Consider the following 21698-nt stretch of genomic DNA (forward strand, 5'->3'; position numbering starts at 1 on the left):
CCCCTCCTTCCCCTGCCGCAGCCCGAGTCACAAGGCCAGCGGCACTTCGCGTATCACCATACCGATCGCGACGCTGTCTGCACACCCCACTCGCGCCGCCGTTGTTGGACAGGAGCATGTGTGCAACGTCAGCTACTGGGCGTTGGCGAAGACGGCATACTGCGCAGCCGCACGCTGATGCGCGTCGTTGATCTGGTGGCTACTGACGACCCCGACGTACTGCCGGTAACGCACCGAGCAGGAGAACCGCTTGATGTCGCTGGAGGTGACCTTGTTCTCGATGCAGTTGGTAGCGGGCACCGCGGTGGGCGAGTTCGCCGGGCCGAATCGCGGGCCCTCGAACATCCCGGCCTGGAACTTCTCCGCGGCAGCTGAGTCTCGTGCCTGGAAAACGGTTGCGTCCCATCCTATCCCGATGTGCTCGACGCCGGTCTCCTCGTAAAGGCCCCGGTGTTCCTGCTCCGCTCGTTGTACCTGCAGGAAACCTTGGAGACCGTACGACGCCGACCGCGTATCTTCCGGCCCGCCCAGCTGTTCGCGGTTCAACGCACGTTCCAACACATGAGCAGGATCGTGATCGAGCATCAGTATTTCCATCGGCGTGAGCGCCGGCAACTTGTCGAGCCGTGGCAACTGGGCATCCAGGACTCGGCTGGCCAGATCCTTCAATTGCGGCAGATCAGCTGACGGCAGACCCACCTGCAGGCTCACGACGTAGCTGCCTCGCGCGATATTCGCGGCCATGCTGGGTATTCCGGGGCGCCAGTGCGCGAGGGCAGCCGGGTACTTGTCGATCGTCAGCTTCTGATTCTGGTCAGCGGCTACCTGGAAGTCGAGGACCTCGATCGATTCGGCTGCGCGTCTTGCTGCATCCTCGTCGGGAAACTGCATTACACGCATTCCGAAATACGTCGGTTTGAGTGAGCGCTGAGTATCTGCTAAGACATCATCGCCGGGCGATAGGGTAAACGTGCCGAAGTGTTCTTTGTCGGTGCTCCCGGTACTGAATCCGTAAAGCAGCCGATGCTCTTTGAGCGATGGCTTCACGGTATCGCTGAACTCGCTCAACAAGGTTTCGGATGTAAACGAACCCCAGGCCCCGTACTTCAGGCTCGGATCAACATCGGTGCCGAGTACGAGATGGTCGGCCAGGCGCATAGCTGCTAGTTCCTGGCCGTACTTGTAGCCGTGCTTATACTGATAGTAGGCGCTGACCGGGAGCGTCTGGTATTTTCCTACATCCAAGGTTCGGACATCGATTTCGCCTGCGATCGCCGCGCCATCGACGTTCGATCCGCAGCCTGATGCCAAAATCGACGAAATAGCAGCTGCGACCGCAACTTTAACAATCTGTTTTCGCATGGTCTGTCCTCGCTTCCGTCTGGCTATTATTTGGAGTTCGCCAATAGCGAGTACTGGGCCGAAATGCGCTGATGTGCATCGGTTAGTTGGTTTGCGGATATCTGGGCCGCATATCTACCGAAGGTGATGGTGCAGTAGAACCGCGGGTTGACACCGCGGAATTTCTCACGATTTTCGTGACATTTGGCAGACGGAAGTCCTGGTGGGCTCGGTGCCACAATAAACATCCGGCCGCGTTCACCCCGTCGCTTCTCGAGTAGTTGTGCGGACTCCGCATTCTTGGTCCGATACAATTCCCCGCCGTTGAAAGCGGCCACGTCAACGCCTGTTTCATCGAACAGTCGCTGGTCTTCAGTGATATTCAGTGAGACCTGCAATGCGCCGTGCTTGTGATATGCAGTAGGGATCGTGGCACCGTCGGTTACGGAGTCGTTGGTAGCAGGGACTGTCATCGCAAGCATTCCGTCGACATCGCGGTCCAGTGTGCTCCATTTATCGCGTGGAGTCGGTGTGAATGTCGACAAACTGGGCTGGATGGCCGCGATGACCTTCTCTGCCTTGGATTGCATCCCGGGTAGGTCGTCGGATCCGATCTGATCACTGAGATTGTCTCTGACGACAGTCAGTACCAAGAACTGACCTACTGAATGCCACACATAGATTGCATCGTATCGTGGGGTCCACACGGCATGAGCTTCAGGAAATCGCGATAGCCGGGTGCCTTCGTAGTTCGCCCCGAGAATTTCCTGGTGCTTGGCACCCAAGGATGGCACGGCATTTTTTGCTGTCTCGGCGTCAGTAAACAGAAGGGCATAGTTGTTCAGTGTCCAAGAGAGATTTCCATTGAAGTTGGATCGTCCCTCGCTGTAATATCCGGATATGAACCCAGGTGCGAAGGTATTGAAATCTTCGCGGCTCATGAGCAGATCCCGTGACAATGGGTAGTGTGATACATCTGTGAACGTACGACTCTGGTTGAATCGGTTCGTGAAATTCAGCGCTGGGTCGATCTCTGTTGGCAGGGGCATGGCTTCGGCAATGCGTCGCGCTTCGACCAGTGCTGCCTCATCGTCGGTTTTTGCCATTCCCAACGGGGTCGGTTTGCTCGGGTAGTTTCCCATTTCGAGCTTACTCAGGTCGACCTGTACCTCTGGAGCGGCCACCGGGCCGGCCGGGCTTGCTTCGCCCCCGCAGCCTGTCGCCATAAGGCATGCGATAGAAACGGTCACGCTCAATGCCGCTCTGTATGCTCGCTTTCTCGGTGCTTTTGATGATTTCAATTCAGAACGCAAAGCATCCCCCCGTCGGTAGTTTTCGAATTTCTCTATCTGATCTTTGATTTGAGGACGGGAACCAGCTTGCTGATCATCGTTGCCTCGGATTCGGGCGACCAATTCCGCATGGCGGATACCGTGCTGGGATCGTCGATAGGGACGACGATCGCGCGTGAACTGGTTATGCCGTACGGGAGACCGAGAAGCCCACCGCCACCGGCCTTCTCGTCACTACGGAGCACGATGACGTAGCTGTCGTCAGGCGCTTCGAGCGCGCTCGAGCTGTCCGATACCTCTTTGGGTGACGGAATCCCTTCAGTATTCGTGTACTTGAAGTTGTAGACGAAACCGAGTTTTTCCAAGAACTGTGTCTGCGGGCTGCCGGTAAAATAAATTCCGAATTTGTTCGGTTGCTGCGTGACATTGAGGAGCGTGACAGTCTTGCCTGCGAACTGCGGATTGTCCTTGCGTTCCTGCTCGATCGGCGGTAGGGCGGAGGCCGATGTGCTGGCGGTGGTGCCGGTCGTCGGGTCGGATCCGCCCGCGGCCCAAACGCCCACTCCGGTGCTGATTCCGACGACGAGCGCGATTGCTCCGCCGATCACTGCCGCGCGCTTGGTCTTGCTGGGAGCGGTCGGTGTGGACGCTGTGAGTCCGTGCAGCGATACCGCTGCCCGCGGATCGGTGTGCTCGCGGGGCGGCATCACCTGGATCGGGTACGTCGGTGAAGTGTTGTGGCCCGTCGGGTTGAAGCCCGGGGTCAGCGCGTTCGATGCCGCGTCGGTGAATTCGCGGCAGGTCGCGAAACGTTCGGCGGGGTTTTTGGCCATCGCGCGGGCGAAGACGTGGTCGATGGCGTGGGGGAGGCCGGGGCGGACTCGGGTTGCCTGGGGTGGGGGCTCGTGCAGGTGGCCCATCATGACCATGGCGGGTTGGGCTGCGGGGTAAGGGTTTTGGCCGGTCAGGAGTTTGTAGAAGGCGCAGGCGAGGCTGTAGATGTCGGCGCGATGGTCGAGGACGGCGCCGCTGAGTTGTTCCGGCGGGGCGTAGGCGATGGTGGCGAGGAAGCTGCCGGTCTGGGTGAGTTCGGTGGCGTCGTCGGTGGACTTCGCGACACCGAAGTCGGTGAGCAGGACGCGTTCCTCTTCGCCGTCGCTGCTCGACAGCAGGAAGTTGGCGGGCTTGACATCGCGGTGCAGCAGGCCGCGCCGGTGGGCGTAGTCCAGGCCCTTGCCCACCTCGCTGGTGATGCGAAGGGCGCGCAGCGGGGTCATGGAGTGCGGGTCGCGGGCCAGTTCGGCGGCGGCGTCGGTGCCGTCCACGTACTGCATGGCGATCCACAGCTGGCCGTGCTCTTCACCACGGTTGTAGACCGAGACGATGTTGTTGTGGTCGAGGCCGGCGGCGAGATTGGCCTCGCGCTCGAAGCGGGCACGGAACTCGGGGTCGCGGCTGAGTTCGGCGCTGAGCACCTTCAGGGCGTCCATCCGCGGCAGGCTGGGATGTTTGGCCAGGTAAACCGTGCCCATGCCGCCGGCGCCGAGCACCCGCTGCACGCGGTACCCGCCGACGATGGTGCCGTGGCTCATCACCATCTTTTACGATCTCCTGACTCAATGCCGCACACTGCCGCTTTCCCGGCTGGAGCATATAGGACTCCGCAGGGGCCGGCCGGTGTGGGATTATCGGCTGTTGGCGAATAGTGCATATTGCGCGGCCGCACGTTGATGGGCGTCCAAAAGCTGGTTGCCGCTGACTATTCCGACGTATTCGTTGTAGGCGAGGATGCAGCTGAAGCGTTTCGCCGCGCCGGTGCGTTTGTTCTCCACGCAGGCGGCGTCGGGGAGGTTGGGTGGGTTGGCGGCTTCGGTTTCTACCTGCCAGAGGAACATCTTCTCGGTGACCGCGCGGCGGGCGGTCTGCTCGTCGGGAGTGCGCACCGCGATCGAGCCCCAGGACAGGGCGACCTGTTGGGCGCTCATCTTGGTGAGCTGCTCGTCGATGTAGTGGCGATCGGTGGGGAGCTGGTCACCCGCGTAGTGCAGGATGCCGTGTTTGCCGGTGACCACGTAGTAGCCGGAGCCCTCGGGGTTGGCCAGCTGGTCGGGGTTGAGGGTGCGCATCAGGAGGTGGTCGGGATCCCACGGCAGCGTCATGACCTCTTCGTCGGTCAGCGGCGTGGTTTCGGCGAGTGCCTCGATCTGCTCGGTGAAGGCGTTCGAGGCGAGGGTGGTGAGCGCTTGCTGGTCGGGCGTGGGCACCGAGAGCAGGAAGGCGATCACGTAGGGGCCGTGGGGGAGCACGGTGCGCAGGAAGGGTGAGTCGGGACGCCAATGTGACAGGGCCGCAGGGTGTCCGGGGATGGCGACGGGTTGGTTGCGGCCTTCCTTCATGGCGAGGTCGGTATCGTAGAACTCTCTCGCGGCGGCGGCCGCGCGGTCCGCGTCGGGGAACTGCAGGACCATCGTGGTGGCGGTGAGCCTGTTGTCGGCCTTCTTCGTCGGCCAGTCACCGTAGGTCTCGACGCGCGAATCCTTTGCGGCCCCATTGGATTCGAAGCCGTACAGCATCTTGTGCTTCTTGGCGATCGCCGACATCGCGGGCTCGTCGCCGAGAGCCGAGGGCATCACGCCGGCGGAGACGGTGGTCGCGCGTTTGCCGTAGGTCATCTGGGCGTCGATGTCGCGGGAGTTGATCACATAGTCGGCGATCCGCATCGCCGCCACCTCGTACATCTCGTAGAACGGCGGGACCGGGTCGTCGTCGTGGGCGTTGACCGGCTCGGTCGGGTACGAGCCGACGTCGAGATTGCGAACATCCATCTCGCCGGGCAGCGCCTGCCCGGACAGGGTGGAGCCGCAGGCGGTCAGGACGGTGGCCAGCGAGGCGGCCAGCACGGCGTATCGGATTCTCATTTCGCGTTCACCAACAATGCGTACTGGGCCGAGATTCGCTGCTGGGCGTCGAGCAGCTGGTTCGACCAGACATAGGCGGCGTAGCGGTCGTAGGACACCGCGCAATAGAAGCGGATCGCGATCCGTTGTTTCCTGCCGATGTATTCCTTGCACTGGGCGCTCGGCAGGTTCTTCGGTGCGGCGGAGGCGGTGAATTTGCGGGTGACGCCGCCGAGCTCGTCGCGGACACCCTGGGCGGCGGCGATGTCGCGGGCCCGGTAGACCTCGGCGCCGTCGTTGGCGTAGAGGTCGATGCCGAAGTCGTCGATCATCTTCGCGGTGCTCACCGGGTCGGAGAGGAAGTGGCGGGCGGTGCGGCCCGCGTAGACACCGGGTGGGTTGATCCAGGAATCCTCGCGGGGGCGGGGCGCGGTGCGGCCGAGCATGCCGTCGCGATCGCGCTGCAGGGTCATCAGTTCGGTGCTGGGGGTGGGAGTGTATTTCGCGACGGCGGGGACGATCGTGTCGAGGCTCTTGCGGGTGAGGTCGAGCAGCGCTTGCTTGTCGACCTTCTCCAGCCAGATCTTCAGGTAGTCGTAGAACCAGGTGTAGATCACCAGATGACCGGTGGCGAACCAGGACCCGATCGACTGCTGGTCGGGCTGCCAGTGCGCGATCGCGGCGGGATAACCGGGGATCTCGATGCGCTGGTTGTTCGGGGCGTAGCCGAAATCGAGTTTCTCCAGCTCGGCGGCGGCGGTGGTGGCCTTCTGCGCGTCGGGGAAGATCATCACCGCGTTCACCATGTCCAGGCCCATATTGCTGGGCTTCGTCTCCGCCGAGCTCACGAATCCGCCGATGAAATCGGGGGCGACCTCGGCGAACCGGTCGACGGCCATGATCTTGCCGAGCGCGGCTTCGGCATCGAGGAACACCGACGCGATCGACGGATTGGTGTGGACGAACCGTGGATCGATATCGGCGGGCGTCGGCACGAAGTCGCCGAGGCGTTCGGCTTCGATGAAGCGGCCCTGATCCAGGTTGGCGACCGTTCCGACCTGGCGGGGCTGGGTCGGATAGTTGCCGACGTCGAGAGTGGCGAGGTCCACCGGAGCGTCGGTGGCGGCGATCTCATCGGGACCACCGCAGGCCGTGACGACAGTGGTCAACAGTGCGGTCGCCAGGACGCAGACGACTTTTGCGGCTCGCAACTCATTCCTCCCCGAAACGATTGTCGGCGGAATCCTACGTCACCGCGATCGAGGAGTGGGGCCGAGCGAACTCACAGGCTGTTGGCCAGCAGGGCGTACTGGGCGGTGATTTTCTGGCGGACCTCGGGCTCACCGTCGGCGCTGACCATGGCCAGGTAGCGCTTGTAGGCGACATAGCAGCGGTAGACGTAGTCGTCTTCTTTGTTGCCGTTGTCGTTGAGTTTCAGGCAGGTCGCGGTGGGGACGTCGGCGGGGGCGGTGATCGGGTCGTAGTGGCCCGCCGAATCGATGAGGCCCTGCATGAGCGATTGCGCGGCGGACTGGTCGCGTACCCGAGTGACGGCGCCGCCCTCGACCACCGCGTGGGCTTCGACTCCCGTTGCGTCGACCAGGTTTTGGCGGGCGGTGAGGTCGGCTGCCTTGTTGACGAGGTGCTCGGGAGCATACGAGGCGAACGAGAACTGGCCGGGGCGCATGGCGGCGCGGTCGTCGACGACCGCGCGGGCCAGGAGTCCGGCGGGGTCTACCGGGAGGTCGGAGATCTTCTCGGTGGGTGTGGGGTCGAACTTGGCGAGCTGGGCGAGTTCGGCGGCGAGATTCTTGTCGACCCAGGAAGTGAGGTCGGCCGCGTCGGCCCGGGGCCGCTGGATGAACAGCGAGATCACGAACTCTTCGTGGGCGAGGAAGGCGCCGATGGTGGGCACACCGGGGCGCCAATGGACGTAGGCGTCGGGATATTTGGTGGAGGCGAGTTTGCGGTTGTCGGGGGAAACGGCCAGGTCGACGTCCTCGAGTTCCCGCGCGGCGAGTGTGGCGGCCGCCGCGGTGGGGAAACGGAACAGCGCCGTGGTCAGCGCGGTCGCGTCGGGACCGGGACGGGTCTGGCCGTCGGGATCTGCCTTGTCGGCGCCGAGCGCGACATAGCCGGTGACGAATTTGCGGTTCTCCAGAACAGGTTTGGAGACGTTGGCGACGAAGTCCAGCGCGCGTTCGATATCGGGGACGATCACGCCGCCGCGTCCGTGCGAGAGCGACGGATCAATCCGCACCGCGGGCACCACGGCCGCCGACATCCGCGCGCCCTCGACGAGCGCGCCCCGGTCGCCCGCGGTGTCGGTGTAGGTGTGCCGGTCGGTGGCGAAGGTCCCGGTCTCCAGGCCGCGCACATCGGGCTCACCGGCGACGGGTGTGCCGCTGACGGCACAGCCGGACAGGACGATCAGAGCCCCACCCCAGGCGAGCGCGATGCGAATTCTGGTCGAATCGATCATCAGGTTCCCCTCGATGTTCCTCCCGCGACACCTATGAAGTTACCGGACCTACCCCGCCCAGGGGGACCTGATCGGGGTGCTTGCCATAGTCTGGATGACATGGCGACCCCCCTGCTGTGCAGTTCCGGTGGAGGCCGATACCTGTGAGGGATCGGCAGGTCGAAGTGGTGCTCGGAAGTCACGCGGTCGCACGGGTCGCGGGCGCGGTGATCGTGGTCGCGCATCGCGGGCAGGGCAAGCTCACGCCCGGCAATACCGCGGCGATCGCGCTGGAATCGCTGGCGGAGTTGGTGCGTGACGCGCACGAGCAGGCGCCGTCGGGCCCGGGTTCGGTGGTGGCGCGCGAGGCGACGCGGTGGCTGATGAAGTACGCCGAGCAGATCTCGCCGGGCGTGCCGATCGATTTCGGGGTGCTGTCGGCCGCCGACAACGGTGGCGTGGCGATCTTCCTGCACGGTTCGGTGACGGCGGTACTCGCCGACGACCACGGCCCGGAGTACTACCGCGGTAGTGACGCGGCGTTCACCGTCGACCGGGTCGCCTCCGAGCCCGCGAAGGCGGTCGCGCTGTTCGTCGACGACGCCAAGGGCCGCATCCCGGACCTGCCACCGGAGCGCGGAATCGGTTGGCTGGTCGAGGGAATCGCGCAGGCCGGCGGGGCCGTGATGTGGTCCAACGATGTGCGCAGCCGGGTGCGAACCGCGGAACCGGTGGGCCAGACTCGCAGGCCGCCACCGCCTACCGCGCGTATCGACCGGGAACCGCGGGCGGCGCAACCGGATTCGCGACCGTCCGAGCAGCCCGCGACGGGAATGCAACCGGCGACCTCGATGCTGGACGCTGTCACCGGCACCGCGCACGGCACGGTCGACGCCCCCGTCGCCGACCCGCACAACGCCGAAACCCGGCTCTCCGGAACCAATCCCGCACCCGAACCCGACCCCGACCTGCAGCGCAGGCTCGAGGCCACGGCCAAGTCGACGGTGCTGGCGGTGAAGGTGATGGGATTCAAGTGCGCGCGTGCGCATCCCAGCGATCCGCGCTCGGCGTTCTGCACGGTGTGCGGCATGCCGGTCGATCAGACCCAGGCGCTCGCCGAAGTGGTCCGCCCGCCGCTCGGCATGCTCGTGCTCGACGACGGCATGACCTATCTGATGGCCGCCGACGCGGTGATCGGGCGTGACCCGGAGAACTCCGACGCCGCCCAGCGTGGACTCATCCCGCTGCGCATCGACGACACCTCCGGCGGCATGTCGCGCGCGCATGCCGAAGTGCACCTGGTGAATTGGGACGTGCAACTCATCGATCGCGGTTCCACCAACGGCACGCGCAGCCGCCACCCCGGCTACCGCGACTGGGTCCGCCTCACCCCGAATCAGCCGATGGTGCTCGTCCCCGGCACCGAGGTGATGATCGGCAACCGGGTGCTGCGCTACGAACCGGCCGCACCACCCCCGTTCGGCTGACAGCCCTTCGCCGATCGCATTCCCAGCCCGCACATCCCGACCCCGAGGAGGGATCCGCCGCGCAGCGGCGGGTTCGCGGCCGTCCCGTCGATCAGGTGCCGTTGCGTAGGCGACGAAGGAGCAAGCAACGGTGCCTGATCGACGGGACACAAGGGGCCGCGAACTCGAGCGCGCCAGCGCTCCAATAACTCAGCTGTAGCGTGACAGGCAGGTGGTTTCGCCGTTGAGGACGCCTGCGCGGAAGGCGTCCACGCGGGAGAATCCGCTGGGCACCGTGTTGCCCTCGGTGTCGCTGGCGGCCAGTCCGTCGGTGAGCAGGCCCGAGACCGCTTCGTCGAGGTCGCCCGCCGACAGCTGGATGTCGCCCTGGCTCACCGGGCGGCCGGGCTGGGCGAGTTTGCCGGTGACGACCCCGGACAGGCAGGCCGCGCGCAAACCGGTCTTCGCCCCGGTCAGCTGCTGGCCGTGACCGCGCTGCACGGCCAGGGTGTAGCGGGAGATGAACACGACGTAGCCGTTGTAGTCGCCGCTGACCTTCACCGGCAGCGGGCCGTCGTCGTCGGTGTCGGTGGCGCCGCGTTCGGCCAGTCCGGGCACATCGGTGGCGATGGTGTTCTTGGCGGGGCAGTAGGTGACCGGTTCGGTGACCGCGCCGTCCTTGCAGTCGATGCGCGAGCCCGCGTAGTCGTAGGTCGGCGCGTCCTTCACCGGCAGGATGGCCTGGAGCGCCTTGCTCAGCTCGACGAGATTTTCCTTGGAGACGGGGTATTCGCCGCGACCGCTGTCGCCGGAGAAGCTCTGGGGGAGAGACCCGCGGCGCGAGTCGATCTCGTCCTCGTCGATGCCCTTGCAGCCGCGCGGCCCGTCGGTGAACCCGATCTGGACCGCGGTGACGCGCTCGAAGGCCGAACCGTGCACGCTCTCCGGGTCGTCGGGATCGGAGTCGCGAATCGAAACAGTCGCGGCCAGAACGGAATTCAGGCCGTCGGAGGTGTTGATCGTGAAGTGCTTGGACTTGCCTTCCGCCACGTGGCGCATGAACGCGCCCGCGAAGCAGTCGGCCTGCTGCTCCTTCACCAGGACCGGCGTCTTCTTGGTGACCATCTTGGCCATGCTCTGGATGGCGTGGCCGTATTCGTGGGCCAGCACCATCACCACCGACATCGTGCCGAAGGTCTCGCTCATGGTGGGCAGCAGCATCTCGCGGTCCCAGCCGATCGAGTTGTCGCTGCGGCAGTAGGCGGCATTGACCAGGTGGTAGGTGGTCTCCTTGCAGAATTCGACCGCCTGGCTGCGGGCGGCGCGGGCGTTCCAGGAGATCAGCTTCTCGACCGGGTCGAAGGTCTCGCCGGGGAATTCGGTTCCGAAGCCCGCCTGCCAGTAGGACTGGATGTCGTCGATCGCGTTGAGCGCCAGTTTGTCCACCTCACCGCCGTCACCGTTGGACGCGGTGAGTGGCGAATCGGGGACGCCGGTGCGCGGACCGTTCGGACCACCCGTGGTCGGCAATCCCGCCACCTGGAACGGATCGTCGTAGATCGAGACCCCGTGTCCATCGATCGCCCGCGTGCACCCGACACCCATCAGCGCGCATAGCACGACAGAGATCGCAACGAACACTTGGGCTTTCGGCATACGTCCCCCTGGTCGGCCGGATACACGTGCAGGTCGATCGCCGGATCGGGCGCAAAGCCGTCTCGGGGGCACCGCCGATGTCCGGGCGATGGCATAGTATCCGCTCCATGTCTTCACCGGGGGCGCAGACCATCACCGTGCGCCATGATGGAACCGAACGAGTCTTCGAAGCGAGCCAGCAGATCACCATGGGCCGCGCGCCCGAGGTCACCCTGTTCGTGGACAGTCCGCTGGTCTCTCGTGTGCACGCCACTCTTCGATTCAGCAACGGCGCGTGGGTACTCGCCGACAACGGCAGTACCAACGGCGTCTTCGTCGACGCGCGCAGGCTCAACCAACCCGTCTCGATCGACCGACCCACCCAGGTGCGCCTGGGTGACGCGATCACCGGGCCGCTGCTGCACCTGGTCCCCGCGGCGCCTGGGGCGCGCCACGCGGCGACCATGGTCGCGCCGCCGTCACAACCACAGCACCAGCCGCATCAACAGCAACCGCACCACCAGCAGCCGCGACCGCAGCAGCCGCATCCCGGCTTCCAGCCCCCGTCGCGCCCACAACAACAGCAACCGCAATACGTTCCCACCTCGCAGCTGCCCGCGCAGCCGCAGGACAACATCAATATGACCCGCCGCGCCGATTCGTCGATGCTGCCGCCGGTCCGCAAGGCCGCCTCGACCGAACCGGTCGCGCGCGGTGACCGCATTCCGCCCGGCGGCCTGAGCATCGGCCGCACCTCGGACAACCAGATCGTCGTCAACGATCCGCTGGCTTCGCGTGCGCACGCGAAGCTGCTCGCCTCGCCCGAGGGTCTGGTCATCGAGGACCTCGGCTCGGCCAACGGCACCTTCGTCAACGGTCACCGCCAGCAGCGCTCGGTGCTGCGCGAGCGCGACATCGTCACCATCGGCAACATCGACTTCGTCGTCACCCAGGGCGCGCTGGCGCATCGGCAGAAGCCGGTCGCCGAGCAGGGTCTGTCGGTGCACGGGGTCGGGTTCACGGTCGAGAACAACAAGCAACTGCTCGTCGACGTGAACATGACGGCGGGGCGTGGCACGTTGACCGCGCTGATCGGACCGTCGGGCGCGGGCAAGTCGACGCTGTCGAAGCTGATCGCGGGCAATACCCAGCCCTCCGGTGGTGTGGTGACCTTCGAGGGCCGCAACCTGCACGCCGAGTACGAGGCGCTGCGTTCGCGCATCGGCATGGTGCCGCAGGACGACGTGCTGCACCGTCAGCTCACGGTCCGCCAGGCGCTCGGCTTCGCCGCCGAGCTGCGGCTGCCGCCCGATACCACCAAGTCCGACCGGCAGAAGGTGATCGACGGTGTGCTGCAAGAGCTTTCGCTCACCCAGCACGCCGACACCCGGGTGGACCGGCTCTCCGGTGGTCAGCGCAAGCGCGCGTCGGTGGCGATGGAGCTGCTCACCGGTCCGTCGCTGCTGATCCTCGACGAGCCGACCTCGGGTCTCGACCCGGCGCTGGATCGGCAGGTCATGCAGATGCTGCGCGAACTGGCCGACGCCGGTCGCGTGGTGATCGTGGTGACGCACTCGGTGGCCTGCCTGGATATGTGCGACCAGGTGGTGCTGCTGGCCCCCGGCGGTAAGACGGCGTTCGCCGGTCATCCGGGTGGGGTCGGCGCGGCGATGGGGACCAGCGACTGGGCGGAGATCTTCGCCGAGGTCGCGGCCAACCCTGATCAGGCCTTCGCGAAGTATCGGTCCCGGCAGGCCTACGTGCCGCCACCGCCGCCCGCGCAACCGAACCGCGGCAACGTGGGCGCGCCGCCGCAGTCGAGCGCGATGCGGCAGTTCAGCACGTTGGCTCGCAGGCAGTTGCGGTTGATCTTCTCCGACCGGGGATATCTGATCTTCCTGGTGGTGCTGCCCTTCATCCTCGGCGCGTTGTCGCTGGTGGTGCCGGGTAGTGACGGGTTCACGGAGGGCGCGCTGGTGCAGCTGCCCGACGGGTCGTTCGGGCGGGAGAGCGGCGGTGAGGCCCAGCAGTTGCTGGTGGTCCTCATCCTCGGCGCGTGCTTCATGGGCGCCACGCTCAGCGTGCGTGACCTGGTCGGCGAACGGTCGATCTTCCAGCGTGAGCGCGCGGTCGGCCTGCTGCCCTCGGCATACCTGATGGCCAAGATCGTCGTGTTCAGCGTGACCGCGTTCCTGCAGTCGGCGGTCCTGATCGGTATCACGTTCATCGGGAAGAAGGCGCCGGGTGCCGGTTCGCTGATTCCGAGCGGCAGCGTCGAGCTGTATTTCGACATCGCGATGACCGCGGTGTGCTGTGTGGTGTTCGGCCTGCTGATGTCGAGCCTGGCCAAGTCCAACGAGCAGGTCATGCCGATGCTCGTGGTGATGATCATGGTGCAGCTGGTGATGGCGGGTGGCCTGATCCCGGTGACCGACCGGGTCGGCCTCGAGCAGATCTCGTACCTGTTCCCCTCACGCTGGGGTTACGCGGCGGGCGCGTCGACGGTGGATCTGACGAAGCTGGTCTTCGGCTCGCAGGACGATCCACTCTGGGGGCACAGCGCGGGGATCTGGATCCTGGACATCGTGATGCTCATCGTGATCACCTCGATCCTCGCCCTGATCACGTGGAGCCGACTACGACTGAAGAAGTCACAGGCATGAGCGGTCAGCGCCCGGAGACGGTAGCTCGCGTATCCACGCGGGGCGCCCGCGCATGCCTCGATGCGCACCGCATGATCCGCCAGGTCAGCATCGTTTCGGTGGGCAAGCTGCGCGTGTCTGTCGCCGACCGGGCACACTTGATCCTGTGACCGTTCGAGTTGGGGCCCTGCATCTGGGGTGGGACGTGGTGTCCGTGGCCGCGGGTGGCGGCGCGACCCCGGTCCGCCCGGTACAGGTCGAGGGCACCTACACCCCGCCCGCCTACCTGCTCGCCGATGCCGCGGGCAGGTTGCACACCGCCGGTGTCGACCGGCAGCGCCCGGACCTGGGGATGGCGATCGCCGATGTGCGCGACATCCTCGGCCACCCACAGATCGTGATCGCCGGCGCCACCTGGCCCGCCGAACTCGTCTTCCGGGCCAGGCTCTACAACCCGCTGGCCGCGATCGGCAAGTACCTACAGGGCAAGCCGCAGCTGGTCGCGCTGCCGTATCCGGACAGCTGGCCCGAGGACAAGGTCGAGGTGTACGCGGCGCTCGTCGAGCAGCTCGACGTGGTCGTGGAACCGCTGCCCGAAAGCGTCGCGCTCTCGGGTTATGTGCGCGCGCTCGGCCTGGTCTCCCCGCCCAGCGAGCGACACCGCACCGGCATCGGCGCCACCGGGATCTACTCCGACGGTCGCTCGCTGCTGGTGGTCGCGGTGCACGGCGACGACGAACAGCCGACCGAATCGACGGAGGTCTCGGTCAGTGCCGAGGCGCTGCGCGACGCCCGCACGGCCGACAACGTGGTGATCGAGGCGATGGCCGCGGCCCGCTCGATCGGCGCGGACACCTCGACGGTGCTGCTCGCGGGCAACGTCTGCTTCAACGACGCGCTGCGCTTCGCCTTCCAGAACCACCTGGGCCAGCGCCTGCACGTGGCCGACCATCCGATGCACGCGCTGGTCCTCGGCGCCGCGCATCTGCTGGTCACCGAGCCCGACCTCGACGACGAGGAGGACGACTATCCGGACTCGGGGCATCCGGGTCAGGCAGTCGCCGCGCAGGTCGGGTGGGGCGCCCAACCCACCGCACCGCCCGCCGCCCAGCCGCCCGGACCGGCCGGGTTCGTCGCCGGTCCGCCCGCCGCGCAACCGCCGCAGCCGTCAGGTCCACCCGCTCGCGCGCCGCGGCACGCGCTCGAACACGACGATGCCGAGGACGACGACCGCCGCGGCAAACTGCTCGGCAAGGTGAAGAAGGGCTTCTTCGGCACCCCGGCCGTGGTCGGCGCGCTGGCGCTGGTCGCACTCCAGCCGGATCCCGCCGTCGCCTCGGCCGCCGAACCGGTGAGCTGCGCGTTCACTCCGTACGCGAACACGGTCCCGCGCGAGGGCATCGAAACCGCGCGTGGCCTGCTGGTCGACGACTCCGCCTGCGTCACCCCCGGCATCGATACTTTGCGCTACCTGATCCCCGGTCCCGCGCGTGCGACCGACCCGGGTCCGCCGGTCGTGATCTAGCCTCGCCCGATTACGGGTCGGTGATGCGTGGCTGGTATCGTTGCCCGTTGGCGTGTGGAACGCCGAACCGTTCGCGGATCGGCGTCTCCTCGATGTCCTGGGTCTCCACCGGCCGCCAGGACAGCCTCGATCCACACATCAGGGCCGGCAACACCGACGACAGACAGGGAACGACTGTGCCTACGTACAGCCCCAAGGCGGGTGACGTCACCCGCAAGTGGTACGTCATCGACGCCACTGACGTAGTCCTCGGCCGTCTCGCCGTGCAGGCCGCTGGCCTGCTGCGCGGCAAGGGCAAGCCGACCTACGCACCCCACGTCGATGGTGGCGACTTCGTCATCATCATCAACGCGGAAAAGGTTGCCATCTCCGGCAACAAGAAGCAGGACAAGCTCATCCACCACCACAGCGGACACCCGGGCGGCCTCAAGTCGCGCACTGTCGGCGAGGTGTTGGCGACCCGTCCCGATCGTCTCGTGGAGAAGGCCGTCAAGGGCATGATCCCGAAGAACAAGCTGGGTAACGCGATCGCGGGCAAGCTGAAGGTCTACGCAGGCCCGAACCACCCCCACGCCGCGCAGCAGCCGGTTCCGTTCGAGATCAAGCAGGTGGCCCAGTGACCGCTCCTGAAGAGTTCGCAGCCGAAGAGTTCGACGCCACCGATGAGGTCGTCGTCGAGATCGTCGAAGACGGCGAAGGCTACGCCGAAGGCGAGTACGTCGAAGAAGAGCTGGCTTTCGAGCCGCTCGGCCTCGACCGCCCGGTGCAGACCGTCGGCCGTCGTAAGGAAGCCGTCGTTCGCGTTCGCATGGTGCCCGGTTCGGGCAACTTCGAGCTCAACGGCCGCACCATCGAGGATTACTTCCCGAACAAGGTGCACCAGCAGCTGGTGAAGTCCCCGCTGGTCCTGGTCGAGCGTGTCGAGAACTTCGACATCTACGCTCGCCTGGTCGGTGGCGGCCCGTCGGGTCAGGCAGGCGCCCTGCGTCTGGCCATCGCCCGCGCGCTGATCGTGGTCACCCCGGACGACCGTCCCGCCCTCAAGCGTGCCGGCTTCCTGACGCGTGACCCGCGTGCCACCGAGCGTAAGAAGTACGGCCTGAAGAAGGCCCGTAAGGCGCCTCAGTACTCGAAGCGCTGATTTACGCACCGTCGACCGCCGTCTTCGCTTACTTTGGTGGAGACGGTACGGTCGGCGGAGCACGTGTGCGAGAGCAGGCTTCCAGCACGGCTGGTCGCCTGCTCTCGTGCTGTAAACGGGGACCTACGACGGGTAGAGGTTTATGGGACGGCTGTTCGGCACAGACGGTGTTCGCGGGCTCGCCAACGAGTCGCTGAGCCCGGAACTGGCGATGCGCGTCGCCGCCGCGGCGGCGCAGGTGCTCTCACGCGGCAAGAAGCGCCCGGTCGCGGTACTCGGTCGCGATCCCCGCGCCAGCGGCGAGATGCTCGAGGCCGCGGTCACCGCGGGCCTGACCTCCGTCGGCGTCGATGTCCTCTCGGTAGGCGTGCTGCCGACTCCGGCCGTGGCCTACCTGACCGGCCTGTACGACGCGTGCTTCGGCGTGATGATCTCCGCCTCGCACAACCCCATGCCCGACAACGGCATCAAGATCTTCGCGGCGGGCGGGCACAAGCTCGACGACGCCATCGAGGCCCGGATCGAAGCCCTGATCGCCGAAGGCGTCACCGTGCGCCCGACCGGCGCGGGCATCGGCCGCGTGCGTGGCGACTACACCGTCGAGGGCACCCACGAACGCTATGTCGAGCATCTACTGGAATCCACCGGGCAGGACCTGTCCTCGCTGACCGTCGTCGTCGACTGCGCGCACGGTGCGGGCGCCGAGGTCGCCCCGCAGGTGTACCGGGAGGCGGGCGCGACGGTGATCGCGATCAACGCCGAACCCAACGGGCTCAACATCAACGACGGGTGCGGTTCCACGCACCTGGACACCGTGCGGCGCGCGGTCCTCGACCACGGCGCCGACCTGGGCATCGCGCTCGACGGTGACGCCGATCGTTGCCTCGCCGTCGATGCCGCGGGCGAGATCGTCGACGGTGACGCGATCATGGCGGTGCTCGCGCTGGCGATGCGCGACGCGGGCGAACTGGTCGACGACACCCTCGTCGCCACCGTGATGAGCAACCTCGGCCTGCACATCGCGATGCGCGCCGCCGAGATCACCGTGATCACCGCCGCTGTCGGCGATCGGTACGTGCTCGAGGAGTTGCGTCGCGGCGGATACAGCCTGGGCGGGGAACAATCCGGGCATGTGGTGTTCCCGCGGTTCGGCACCACCGGGGACGGGGTGCTCACCGGCCTGCGGTTGATGGCGCGAATGGCGCAGACCGGGCGCTCGCTGGCCTCGCTCGCCTCGGTGATGACCACGGTGCCGCAGGTGTTGATCAATGTCGCGGTGTCGGACAAGGGTGCGGTCGCTGTCGCTCCCGAGGTGCTGGAGGCTGTCGCGGAGGCCGAGCGAATCCTCGGGGATACCGGGCGGGTTCTGTTGCGGCCCAGCGGGACCGAGCAGCTGGTGCGGGTGATGGTGGAGGCCACCGATCCCGCGCAGGCGCGTCAGCTGGCCGATGATCTGGCCAAGCGGGTCGCCGCGGTCTAGTCGCCGGGACCCGGACGACGGGTCGGCGATCGGTGCTGTGGCGTGTTCCACCGGGCCCCACTAGTATCGGGATACGCCGTCTGGACCTGTGTGCCCCGTGGCGCGTGTGTGCTGCTCGGCGCAGGCGGTTATTTTGGCGCGCAGCACGATTCGAAGGGGGCCGATCATGGTTCCGCCGCTGCCTGCCCGCAACTACCAGGACCAGTACCCGTACGAGTACGGCGAAGCCGACCAGCCGCACCGCTGTGGTGGGGCCTGCGGGCGACCGGGGTGCCGCGAAGTGCCGCAAGGGTATTCGCACACTGTGCCGATCCGGGACGAAGGCTACGGGCAGTCCGCCTATGAGCCGGTCGCCGAGGCGCCACGCACCCGCGCGTTCGCGGCGCCACGGGTGCCGCGCTCGCGATCGTTCATCGCGGTGGTCGCCGTGCTCGGTGTCACCTTCGGCGTCGGCCTGATCGGGGCCAAGCTCGGCTCCGACATCGACCTGTTCGGTGCGGCCGAGCCCGCTGTGGTGCAGTCGCTCTAGAACTGTCCGACGACGAATCCGCTGAACAGCACCCCGAAACCACCGATCTCGCCCACGATCAGCCCGTACATCGACAGCCGTAGTTCGGCGGGAATTTTCCCGTCGAACTGGTTGGTGGTGTCGCGGCGCAGCCCGTGCAGGGCGTAACTGGCGATCGCACCGGCGAAGAACGCGAGCACCACCAGGTCGGCGGTCAGGTTGACGATTGTCGGCCAGGCGCTGAGCTCGGTGAAGACCGCGAGCAGGATCCCCGCGAAGGAGTACATCAGCGCGGCGCGGTGGGCGATGTCGACATAGACGTGCGCCGCGCCCTCAGTCCGGATGCCGTGGTACTTCCACACCCCGAGCAGCAACGCGCTCAGGAAGAGGAATCCGGTGACGAGCAGGGTGATTCGGGTGTCGATACCTAATGCGTAGTCCATGCGTCATTCCTCGCTGAGAAGCCCACCGGACATGTGCCAACGACGGGTCGCACGAACAGAATCCAGCATCCGGCGATCATGCGTCACCAGAATCAAGGTGCCGGTGAAGGATTCGACGGCCTGTTCGAGCTGTTCGATGGCGGGCAGGTCGAGGTGGTTGGTCGGCTCGTCGAGAACCAGCAGGTTCACCCCGCGCGCCTGGAGCAGGGCCAGGGCCGCGCGGGTGCGTTCGCCGGGAGACAGGGTGTCGCACGCACGCGTCACGTGCGGCCCGCGCAGGCCGAATTTGGCCAGGAGCGTGCGGACTTCGGCGTCGGGCCAGTCGGGCATCGCCGCGGCGAAGGTGTCGGCCAGCGCGTCGTCACCACGGAACAGCCCGCGGGCCTGGTCGACCTCGCCGATCTCCACACCGGAACCCAGCGCGGCCGAACCGGAATCCGGGGCGATCTTGCCGAGCAGCAGGCCGAGCAGGGTCGACTTGCCCGAGCCGTTGGCGCCGGTGAGCACGATCCGGTCGGCCCAATCGATCTGGGTGGTGATCGGGCCGAGCGTGAACTCGCCGCGCGTGAGGGTGGCGTTGTTGGCGGTCGCGACCACCGCGCCGCTGCGTGGGGCGGTCGCGATCTCCATCCGCAGCTCCCACTCCTTGCGCGGCTCGTCGACCACGTCGAGGCGTTCGATCCGGCGCTGGGTCTGGCGGGCCTTGGCGGCCTGCTTCTCGGTGGATTCCGCGCGGGTCTTGCGACCCATCTTGTCGGAGTCGTTCTTGCCCTTGCGGCGGGCGTTGCGCACCCCGTGCTCGAGCCAGTTGCGCTGCATCTGCGCGCGCGACTCCAAACCCGCTTTGGTGTCGGCGAATTCGTCGTAGGCCTCGCGGGCGTGCTTGCGGGCGATCTCGCGTTCGGCGAGGTAGGCGTCGTAGCCGCCGTCGTAGAAGCCGGTTTGCTGCTGAGCCAGATCGAGTTCGAGGACGCTGTTCACGGTGCGCGCCAAGAACTCTCGATCGTGGCTGATCACCATCAGTGGTACGCGCACCCCGGTGACGAACCGTTCCAGCCGGTCGAGGCCATCGAGATCGAGGTCGTTGGTCGGCTCGTCGAGCAGCAGGATGTCGAAGCGCGACAGCAACACCGAGGCCAGCCCCGCGCGGGCCGCCTGGCCGCCGGACAGGCCCGTCATCGGGGTGTCGAGCCCGCCGGTCAAGCCGTGGGTCAGCCCCAGGTCCGCGGCGACCTCTTCGGCGCGCTGGTCGAGGTCCGCGCCGCCCAACGCCAGCCAATGTTCCAGCGCGGGCGAGTAGTCGTCGTCGCCACCGTCGCCGAGGCGTTCGGCCGCCGCGTCCATCACCTGCTGGGCGTGTGCGACGCCGGTTCGGCGCGAGAGGAATTCGAGCACCGTCTCGCCCTCGATGCGCTCCGGTTCCTGGGTCAGATAACCGACGGTCGCGTCGGGCGGGCTCAGCGCGATGGTGCCCTCGCCCGGCTCGCGCTCGGCCAGCATCCGCAGCAGCGTCGACTTGCCCGCGCCGTTCACCCCGACCAGCCCGATCACATCGCCGGGGGCGAGAGTGAAATCGAGGTCGGCGAACAGGGTCCGTTCGGCGTGCCCCGCGGAGAGGCCACTGGCGTGCAATGTCGTGCTCACCTCGACAATTGTGCCCGTCTCGGGGTCTGACCCTGAGGTCGGGGCCTGTCGAAATCAGGGTGCGGATGGGTCTGTGGACCGATGCGGGCGGTAGTGCTCCGACGGCACAGTGGAGGCATCACCGCTCCACAGGAAGGCAACACCATGACCGCCCCCGCCCGCCGCCTCACCCGTTCGACCAGCAACAAGTGGATCGCAGGCGTCTGCGGTGGCCTCGCCGAACGCTACGGCTGGAACCCCAACGTCGTCCGTCTGGTCTTCGTCGTCTCCTGCCTGCTGCCCGGCCCCCAGTTCCTGATCTACCTGGCGATGTGGATCCTCATCCCGAACAAGTAGGCCCGAACCCCCCGGCGCCCGCTCGCGGATGACAAGATGGTGGCAACCCCGCCACGTCGTCATCCGCGAGTTTTCCGTTGGAGGAGCAGTCATGGTCACCTCGGGTGAGTTCCCCGGCCTCGGCCTACCCGACATCGACGCCCACTCGTCCCTGGGCGGCCTCGGCCCCGTCGAGCTGAACAACCCATCCCTCGACCTCGACCACGACGGCGTCGTCGACTCCCTCTCCACCGGCGATGCCGACTCGACCAGTATCTGGTCCGACTACGACCACGACGGCCTCGCCGACCACGTCACCGTCGTCGAGGAAGACGGCGACTACGCCGCCTGGGAATACCACCGTCATCCCGACGGCACGTCGGAGTGGCGCAAGACCGACCAGGGGAACCTGGAGAAGTAGCGCACGAGGGTGCCGCTGTGATCGAATCCGAGCACAGCGGCATTCGTCGTGTGATCGTGGAACCGATCCCGGTCGTGGCGCGTCTAAGGGAGTAGTGCGCCTGCCGGCGCTTGACCAGAAGGAGGGGGAAGTGGGCGATTCAGTAACGGTCGATCCGACGGCTCTGCGTAAGGCTGCGTCGAACCTGAAGGCGTCGGCGGCTGACATCGGGACGTGCTCCGCCGACGTCAAGGGCTGGTCCTTCACCGCCGCGCAAGCCGGTCGCGACTACGGTGCCGAGGGGACGAAGGTCGGGGGCGTGATCGGCAAGGTCGAGACGTGGTTGAAGAACTGGCAGACCGCGATCGACAAGACGGGCGTGCAGTTCGGTACCAGTGCGGATACGTACGCGACGGTCGACGATGCCAACGTCAAGAAGATAACGGCCGCAGGGGTGAACCTTTGATGCGCGCATTCGTGTGCACCTGTTCGGCCGCGGTGTCCGGGG

19 protein-coding genes are annotated in these 21698 nt (G+C 66.5%); 10 read left to right on the plus strand and 9 right to left on the minus strand.

All coding sequences use genetic code 11. From position 1 onward, the window contains the following. Positions 1 to 132 precede the first annotated feature (132 nt). The 6 genes from ACFULV_RS28570 to ACFULV_RS28595 form a co-directional block, all read right to left on the minus strand. Positions 133 to 1362 carry a hypothetical protein gene (locus tag ACFULV_RS28570; RefSeq protein WP_378661994.1) on the minus strand — a complete coding sequence of 410 codons (1230 nt, stop codon included), beginning with the start codon at positions 1360 to 1362 and terminating at the stop codon, positions 133 to 135. Between the two features lie 26 nt (positions 1363 to 1388). Further along, the gene (locus tag ACFULV_RS28575; RefSeq protein ID WP_378661997.1) at positions 1389 to 2597 is read right to left on the minus strand and encodes a hypothetical protein; all 1209 of its coding nucleotides are present in this window, start codon (positions 2595 to 2597) and stop codon (positions 1389 to 1391) included. An 89-nt stretch (positions 2598 to 2686) separates the two neighbouring features. Next, the gene (locus ACFULV_RS28580; RefSeq protein WP_378661999.1) at positions 2687 to 4225 is read right to left on the minus strand and encodes a serine/threonine protein kinase; all 1539 of its coding nucleotides are present in this window, start codon (positions 4223 to 4225) and stop codon (positions 2687 to 2689) included. A gap of 93 nt (positions 4226 to 4318) precedes the next feature. Then, positions 4319 to 5551 carry a hypothetical protein gene (locus tag ACFULV_RS28585; protein ID WP_378662001.1) on the minus strand — a complete coding sequence of 411 codons (1233 nt, stop codon included), beginning with the start codon at positions 5549 to 5551 and terminating at the stop codon, positions 4319 to 4321. Further along, positions 5548 to 6741 carry a hypothetical protein gene (locus ACFULV_RS28590; protein ID WP_378662003.1) on the minus strand — a complete coding sequence of 398 codons (1194 nt, stop codon included), beginning with the start codon at positions 6739 to 6741 and terminating at the stop codon, positions 5548 to 5550. The genes ACFULV_RS28585 and ACFULV_RS28590 overlap by 4 nt, the downstream gene beginning before the upstream one ends. 71 nt (positions 6742 to 6812) lie before the next feature. Next, a complete protein-coding gene (locus ACFULV_RS28595) occupies positions 6813 to 8012 on the minus strand; it encodes a hypothetical protein (protein ID WP_378662005.1) in 1200 nt (399 codons plus the stop codon). A gap of 143 nt (positions 8013 to 8155) precedes the next feature. Between ACFULV_RS28595 and ACFULV_RS28600 the strand changes: the two genes are divergently transcribed. Further along, positions 8156 to 9478 (plus strand): FHA domain-containing protein, encoded by a 1323-nt coding sequence (locus ACFULV_RS28600; RefSeq protein ID WP_378662006.1) that lies wholly within the window; start codon positions 8156 to 8158, stop codon positions 9476 to 9478. Between the two features lie 189 nt (positions 9479 to 9667). Here the strand turns inward: ACFULV_RS28600 and ACFULV_RS28605 are convergent, their stop codons facing one another. Further along, positions 9668 to 11113 (minus strand): metallopeptidase, encoded by a 1446-nt coding sequence (locus ACFULV_RS28605; RefSeq protein WP_378632407.1) that lies wholly within the window; start codon positions 11111 to 11113, stop codon positions 9668 to 9670. Positions 11114 to 11220: 107 nt separating this feature from the next. Between ACFULV_RS28605 and ACFULV_RS28610 the strand changes: the two genes are divergently transcribed. From ACFULV_RS28610 to ACFULV_RS28635, 6 genes are all read left to right on the plus strand, one after another. Further along, positions 11221 to 13755, plus strand: coding sequence for an ATP-binding cassette domain-containing protein (locus ACFULV_RS28610; RefSeq protein ID WP_378662009.1), 2535 nt, complete (start codon positions 11221 to 11223; stop codon positions 13753 to 13755). Positions 13756 to 13900: 145 nt separating this feature from the next. Further along, a complete protein-coding gene (locus ACFULV_RS28615; protein ID WP_378632413.1) occupies positions 13901 to 15259 on the plus strand; it encodes a hypothetical protein in 1359 nt (452 codons plus the stop codon). A gap of 176 nt (positions 15260 to 15435) precedes the next feature. Further along, positions 15436 to 15879, plus strand: a complete 444-nt coding sequence (rplM, locus tag ACFULV_RS28620; RefSeq protein ID WP_194825954.1) for a 50S ribosomal protein L13 — start codon at positions 15436 to 15438, stop codon at positions 15877 to 15879. Then, positions 15876 to 16400 carry a 30S ribosomal protein S9 gene (rpsI, locus tag ACFULV_RS28625; RefSeq protein ID WP_378632416.1) on the plus strand — a complete coding sequence of 175 codons (525 nt, stop codon included), beginning with the start codon at positions 15876 to 15878 and terminating at the stop codon, positions 16398 to 16400. The genes rplM and rpsI overlap by 4 nt, the downstream gene beginning before the upstream one ends. 142 nt (positions 16401 to 16542) lie before the next feature. Next, on the plus strand, positions 16543 to 17880 hold the full coding sequence (gene glmM / locus ACFULV_RS28630) for a phosphoglucosamine mutase (RefSeq protein ID WP_378632418.1): 1338 nt from the start codon (positions 16543 to 16545) through the stop codon (positions 17878 to 17880). 166 nt (positions 17881 to 18046) lie between these two features. Then, complete coding sequence (locus ACFULV_RS28635) at positions 18047 to 18409, plus strand: hypothetical protein (RefSeq protein WP_378662011.1); 363 nt, start codon at positions 18047 to 18049, stop codon at positions 18407 to 18409. Here ACFULV_RS28635 and ACFULV_RS28640 read toward each other — a convergent pair. Both ACFULV_RS28640 and ACFULV_RS28645 read right to left on the minus strand, forming a co-directional pair. Next, positions 18406 to 18831: a hypothetical protein gene (locus ACFULV_RS28640; RefSeq protein WP_378662014.1), complete on the minus strand. Its 426-nt coding sequence runs from the start codon at positions 18829 to 18831 to the stop codon at positions 18406 to 18408. The two genes, ACFULV_RS28635 and ACFULV_RS28640, sit on opposite strands and share 4 nt — an antisense overlap. Positions 18832 to 18834: 3 nt before the next feature. After that, positions 18835 to 20475: an ABC-F family ATP-binding cassette domain-containing protein gene (locus ACFULV_RS28645; RefSeq protein WP_378662017.1), complete on the minus strand. Its 1641-nt coding sequence runs from the start codon at positions 20473 to 20475 to the stop codon at positions 18835 to 18837. 144 nt (positions 20476 to 20619) lie between these two features. Between ACFULV_RS28645 and ACFULV_RS28650 the strand changes: the two genes are divergently transcribed. The 3 genes from ACFULV_RS28650 (at position 20620) to ACFULV_RS28660 (ending at position 21656) form a co-directional block, all read left to right on the plus strand. Beyond that, entirely contained in the window at positions 20620 to 20811 is a 192-nt protein-coding gene (locus ACFULV_RS28650) for a PspC domain-containing protein (RefSeq protein ID WP_063057023.1), read from the plus strand. A 91-nt stretch (positions 20812 to 20902) separates the two neighbouring features. Next, the gene (locus ACFULV_RS28655; protein ID WP_056818233.1) at positions 20903 to 21211 is read left to right on the plus strand and encodes a DUF6802 family protein; all 309 of its coding nucleotides are present in this window, start codon (positions 20903 to 20905) and stop codon (positions 21209 to 21211) included. A gap of 94 nt (positions 21212 to 21305) precedes the next feature. Continuing rightward, positions 21306 to 21656 carry a hypothetical protein gene (locus ACFULV_RS28660; RefSeq protein ID WP_378662020.1) on the plus strand — a complete coding sequence of 117 codons (351 nt, stop codon included), beginning with the start codon at positions 21306 to 21308 and terminating at the stop codon, positions 21654 to 21656. Positions 21657 to 21698 lie beyond the last annotated feature (42 nt).

The organism is Nocardia sp. NPDC057272 (genome assembly GCF_042668615.1).
Lineage (GTDB): Bacteria > Actinomycetota > Actinomycetes > Mycobacteriales > Mycobacteriaceae > Nocardia.

Bases quoted from the DNA above. Each gene is read 5' to 3' on its own strand.
- ACFULV_RS28570 (WP_378661994.1), bottom strand. From the start codon at position 1,362: ATGCGAAAACAGATTGTTAAAGTTGCGGTCGCAGCTGCTATTTCGTCG.
- ACFULV_RS28580 (WP_378661999.1), bottom strand. From the start codon at position 4,225: ATGAGCCACGGCACCATCGTCGGCGGGTACCGCGTGCAGCGGGTGCTC.
- ACFULV_RS28585 (WP_378662001.1), bottom strand. From the start codon at position 5,551: ATGAGAATCCGATACGCCGTGCTGGCCGCCTCGCTGGCCACCGTCCTG.
- ACFULV_RS28595 (WP_378662005.1), bottom strand. From the start codon at position 8,012: ATGATCGATTCGACCAGAATTCGCATCGCGCTCGCCTGGGGTGGGGCT.
- ACFULV_RS28605 (WP_378632407.1), bottom strand. From the start codon at position 11,113: ATGCCGAAAGCCCAAGTGTTCGTTGCGATCTCTGTCGTGCTATGCGCG.
- ACFULV_RS28610 (WP_378662009.1), top strand. From the start codon at position 11,221: ATGTCTTCACCGGGGGCGCAGACCATCACCGTGCGCCATGATGGAACC.
- glmM (WP_378632418.1), top strand. From the start codon at position 16,543: ATGGGACGGCTGTTCGGCACAGACGGTGTTCGCGGGCTCGCCAACGAG.
- ACFULV_RS28635 (WP_378662011.1), top strand. From the start codon at position 18,047: ATGGTTCCGCCGCTGCCTGCCCGCAACTACCAGGACCAGTACCCGTAC.
- ACFULV_RS28640 (WP_378662014.1), bottom strand. From the start codon at position 18,831: ATGGACTACGCATTAGGTATCGACACCCGAATCACCCTGCTCGTCACC.
- ACFULV_RS28650 (WP_063057023.1), top strand. From the start codon at position 20,620: ATGACCGCCCCCGCCCGCCGCCTCACCCGTTCGACCAGCAACAAGTGG.
- ACFULV_RS28655 (WP_056818233.1), top strand. From the start codon at position 20,903: ATGGTCACCTCGGGTGAGTTCCCCGGCCTCGGCCTACCCGACATCGAC.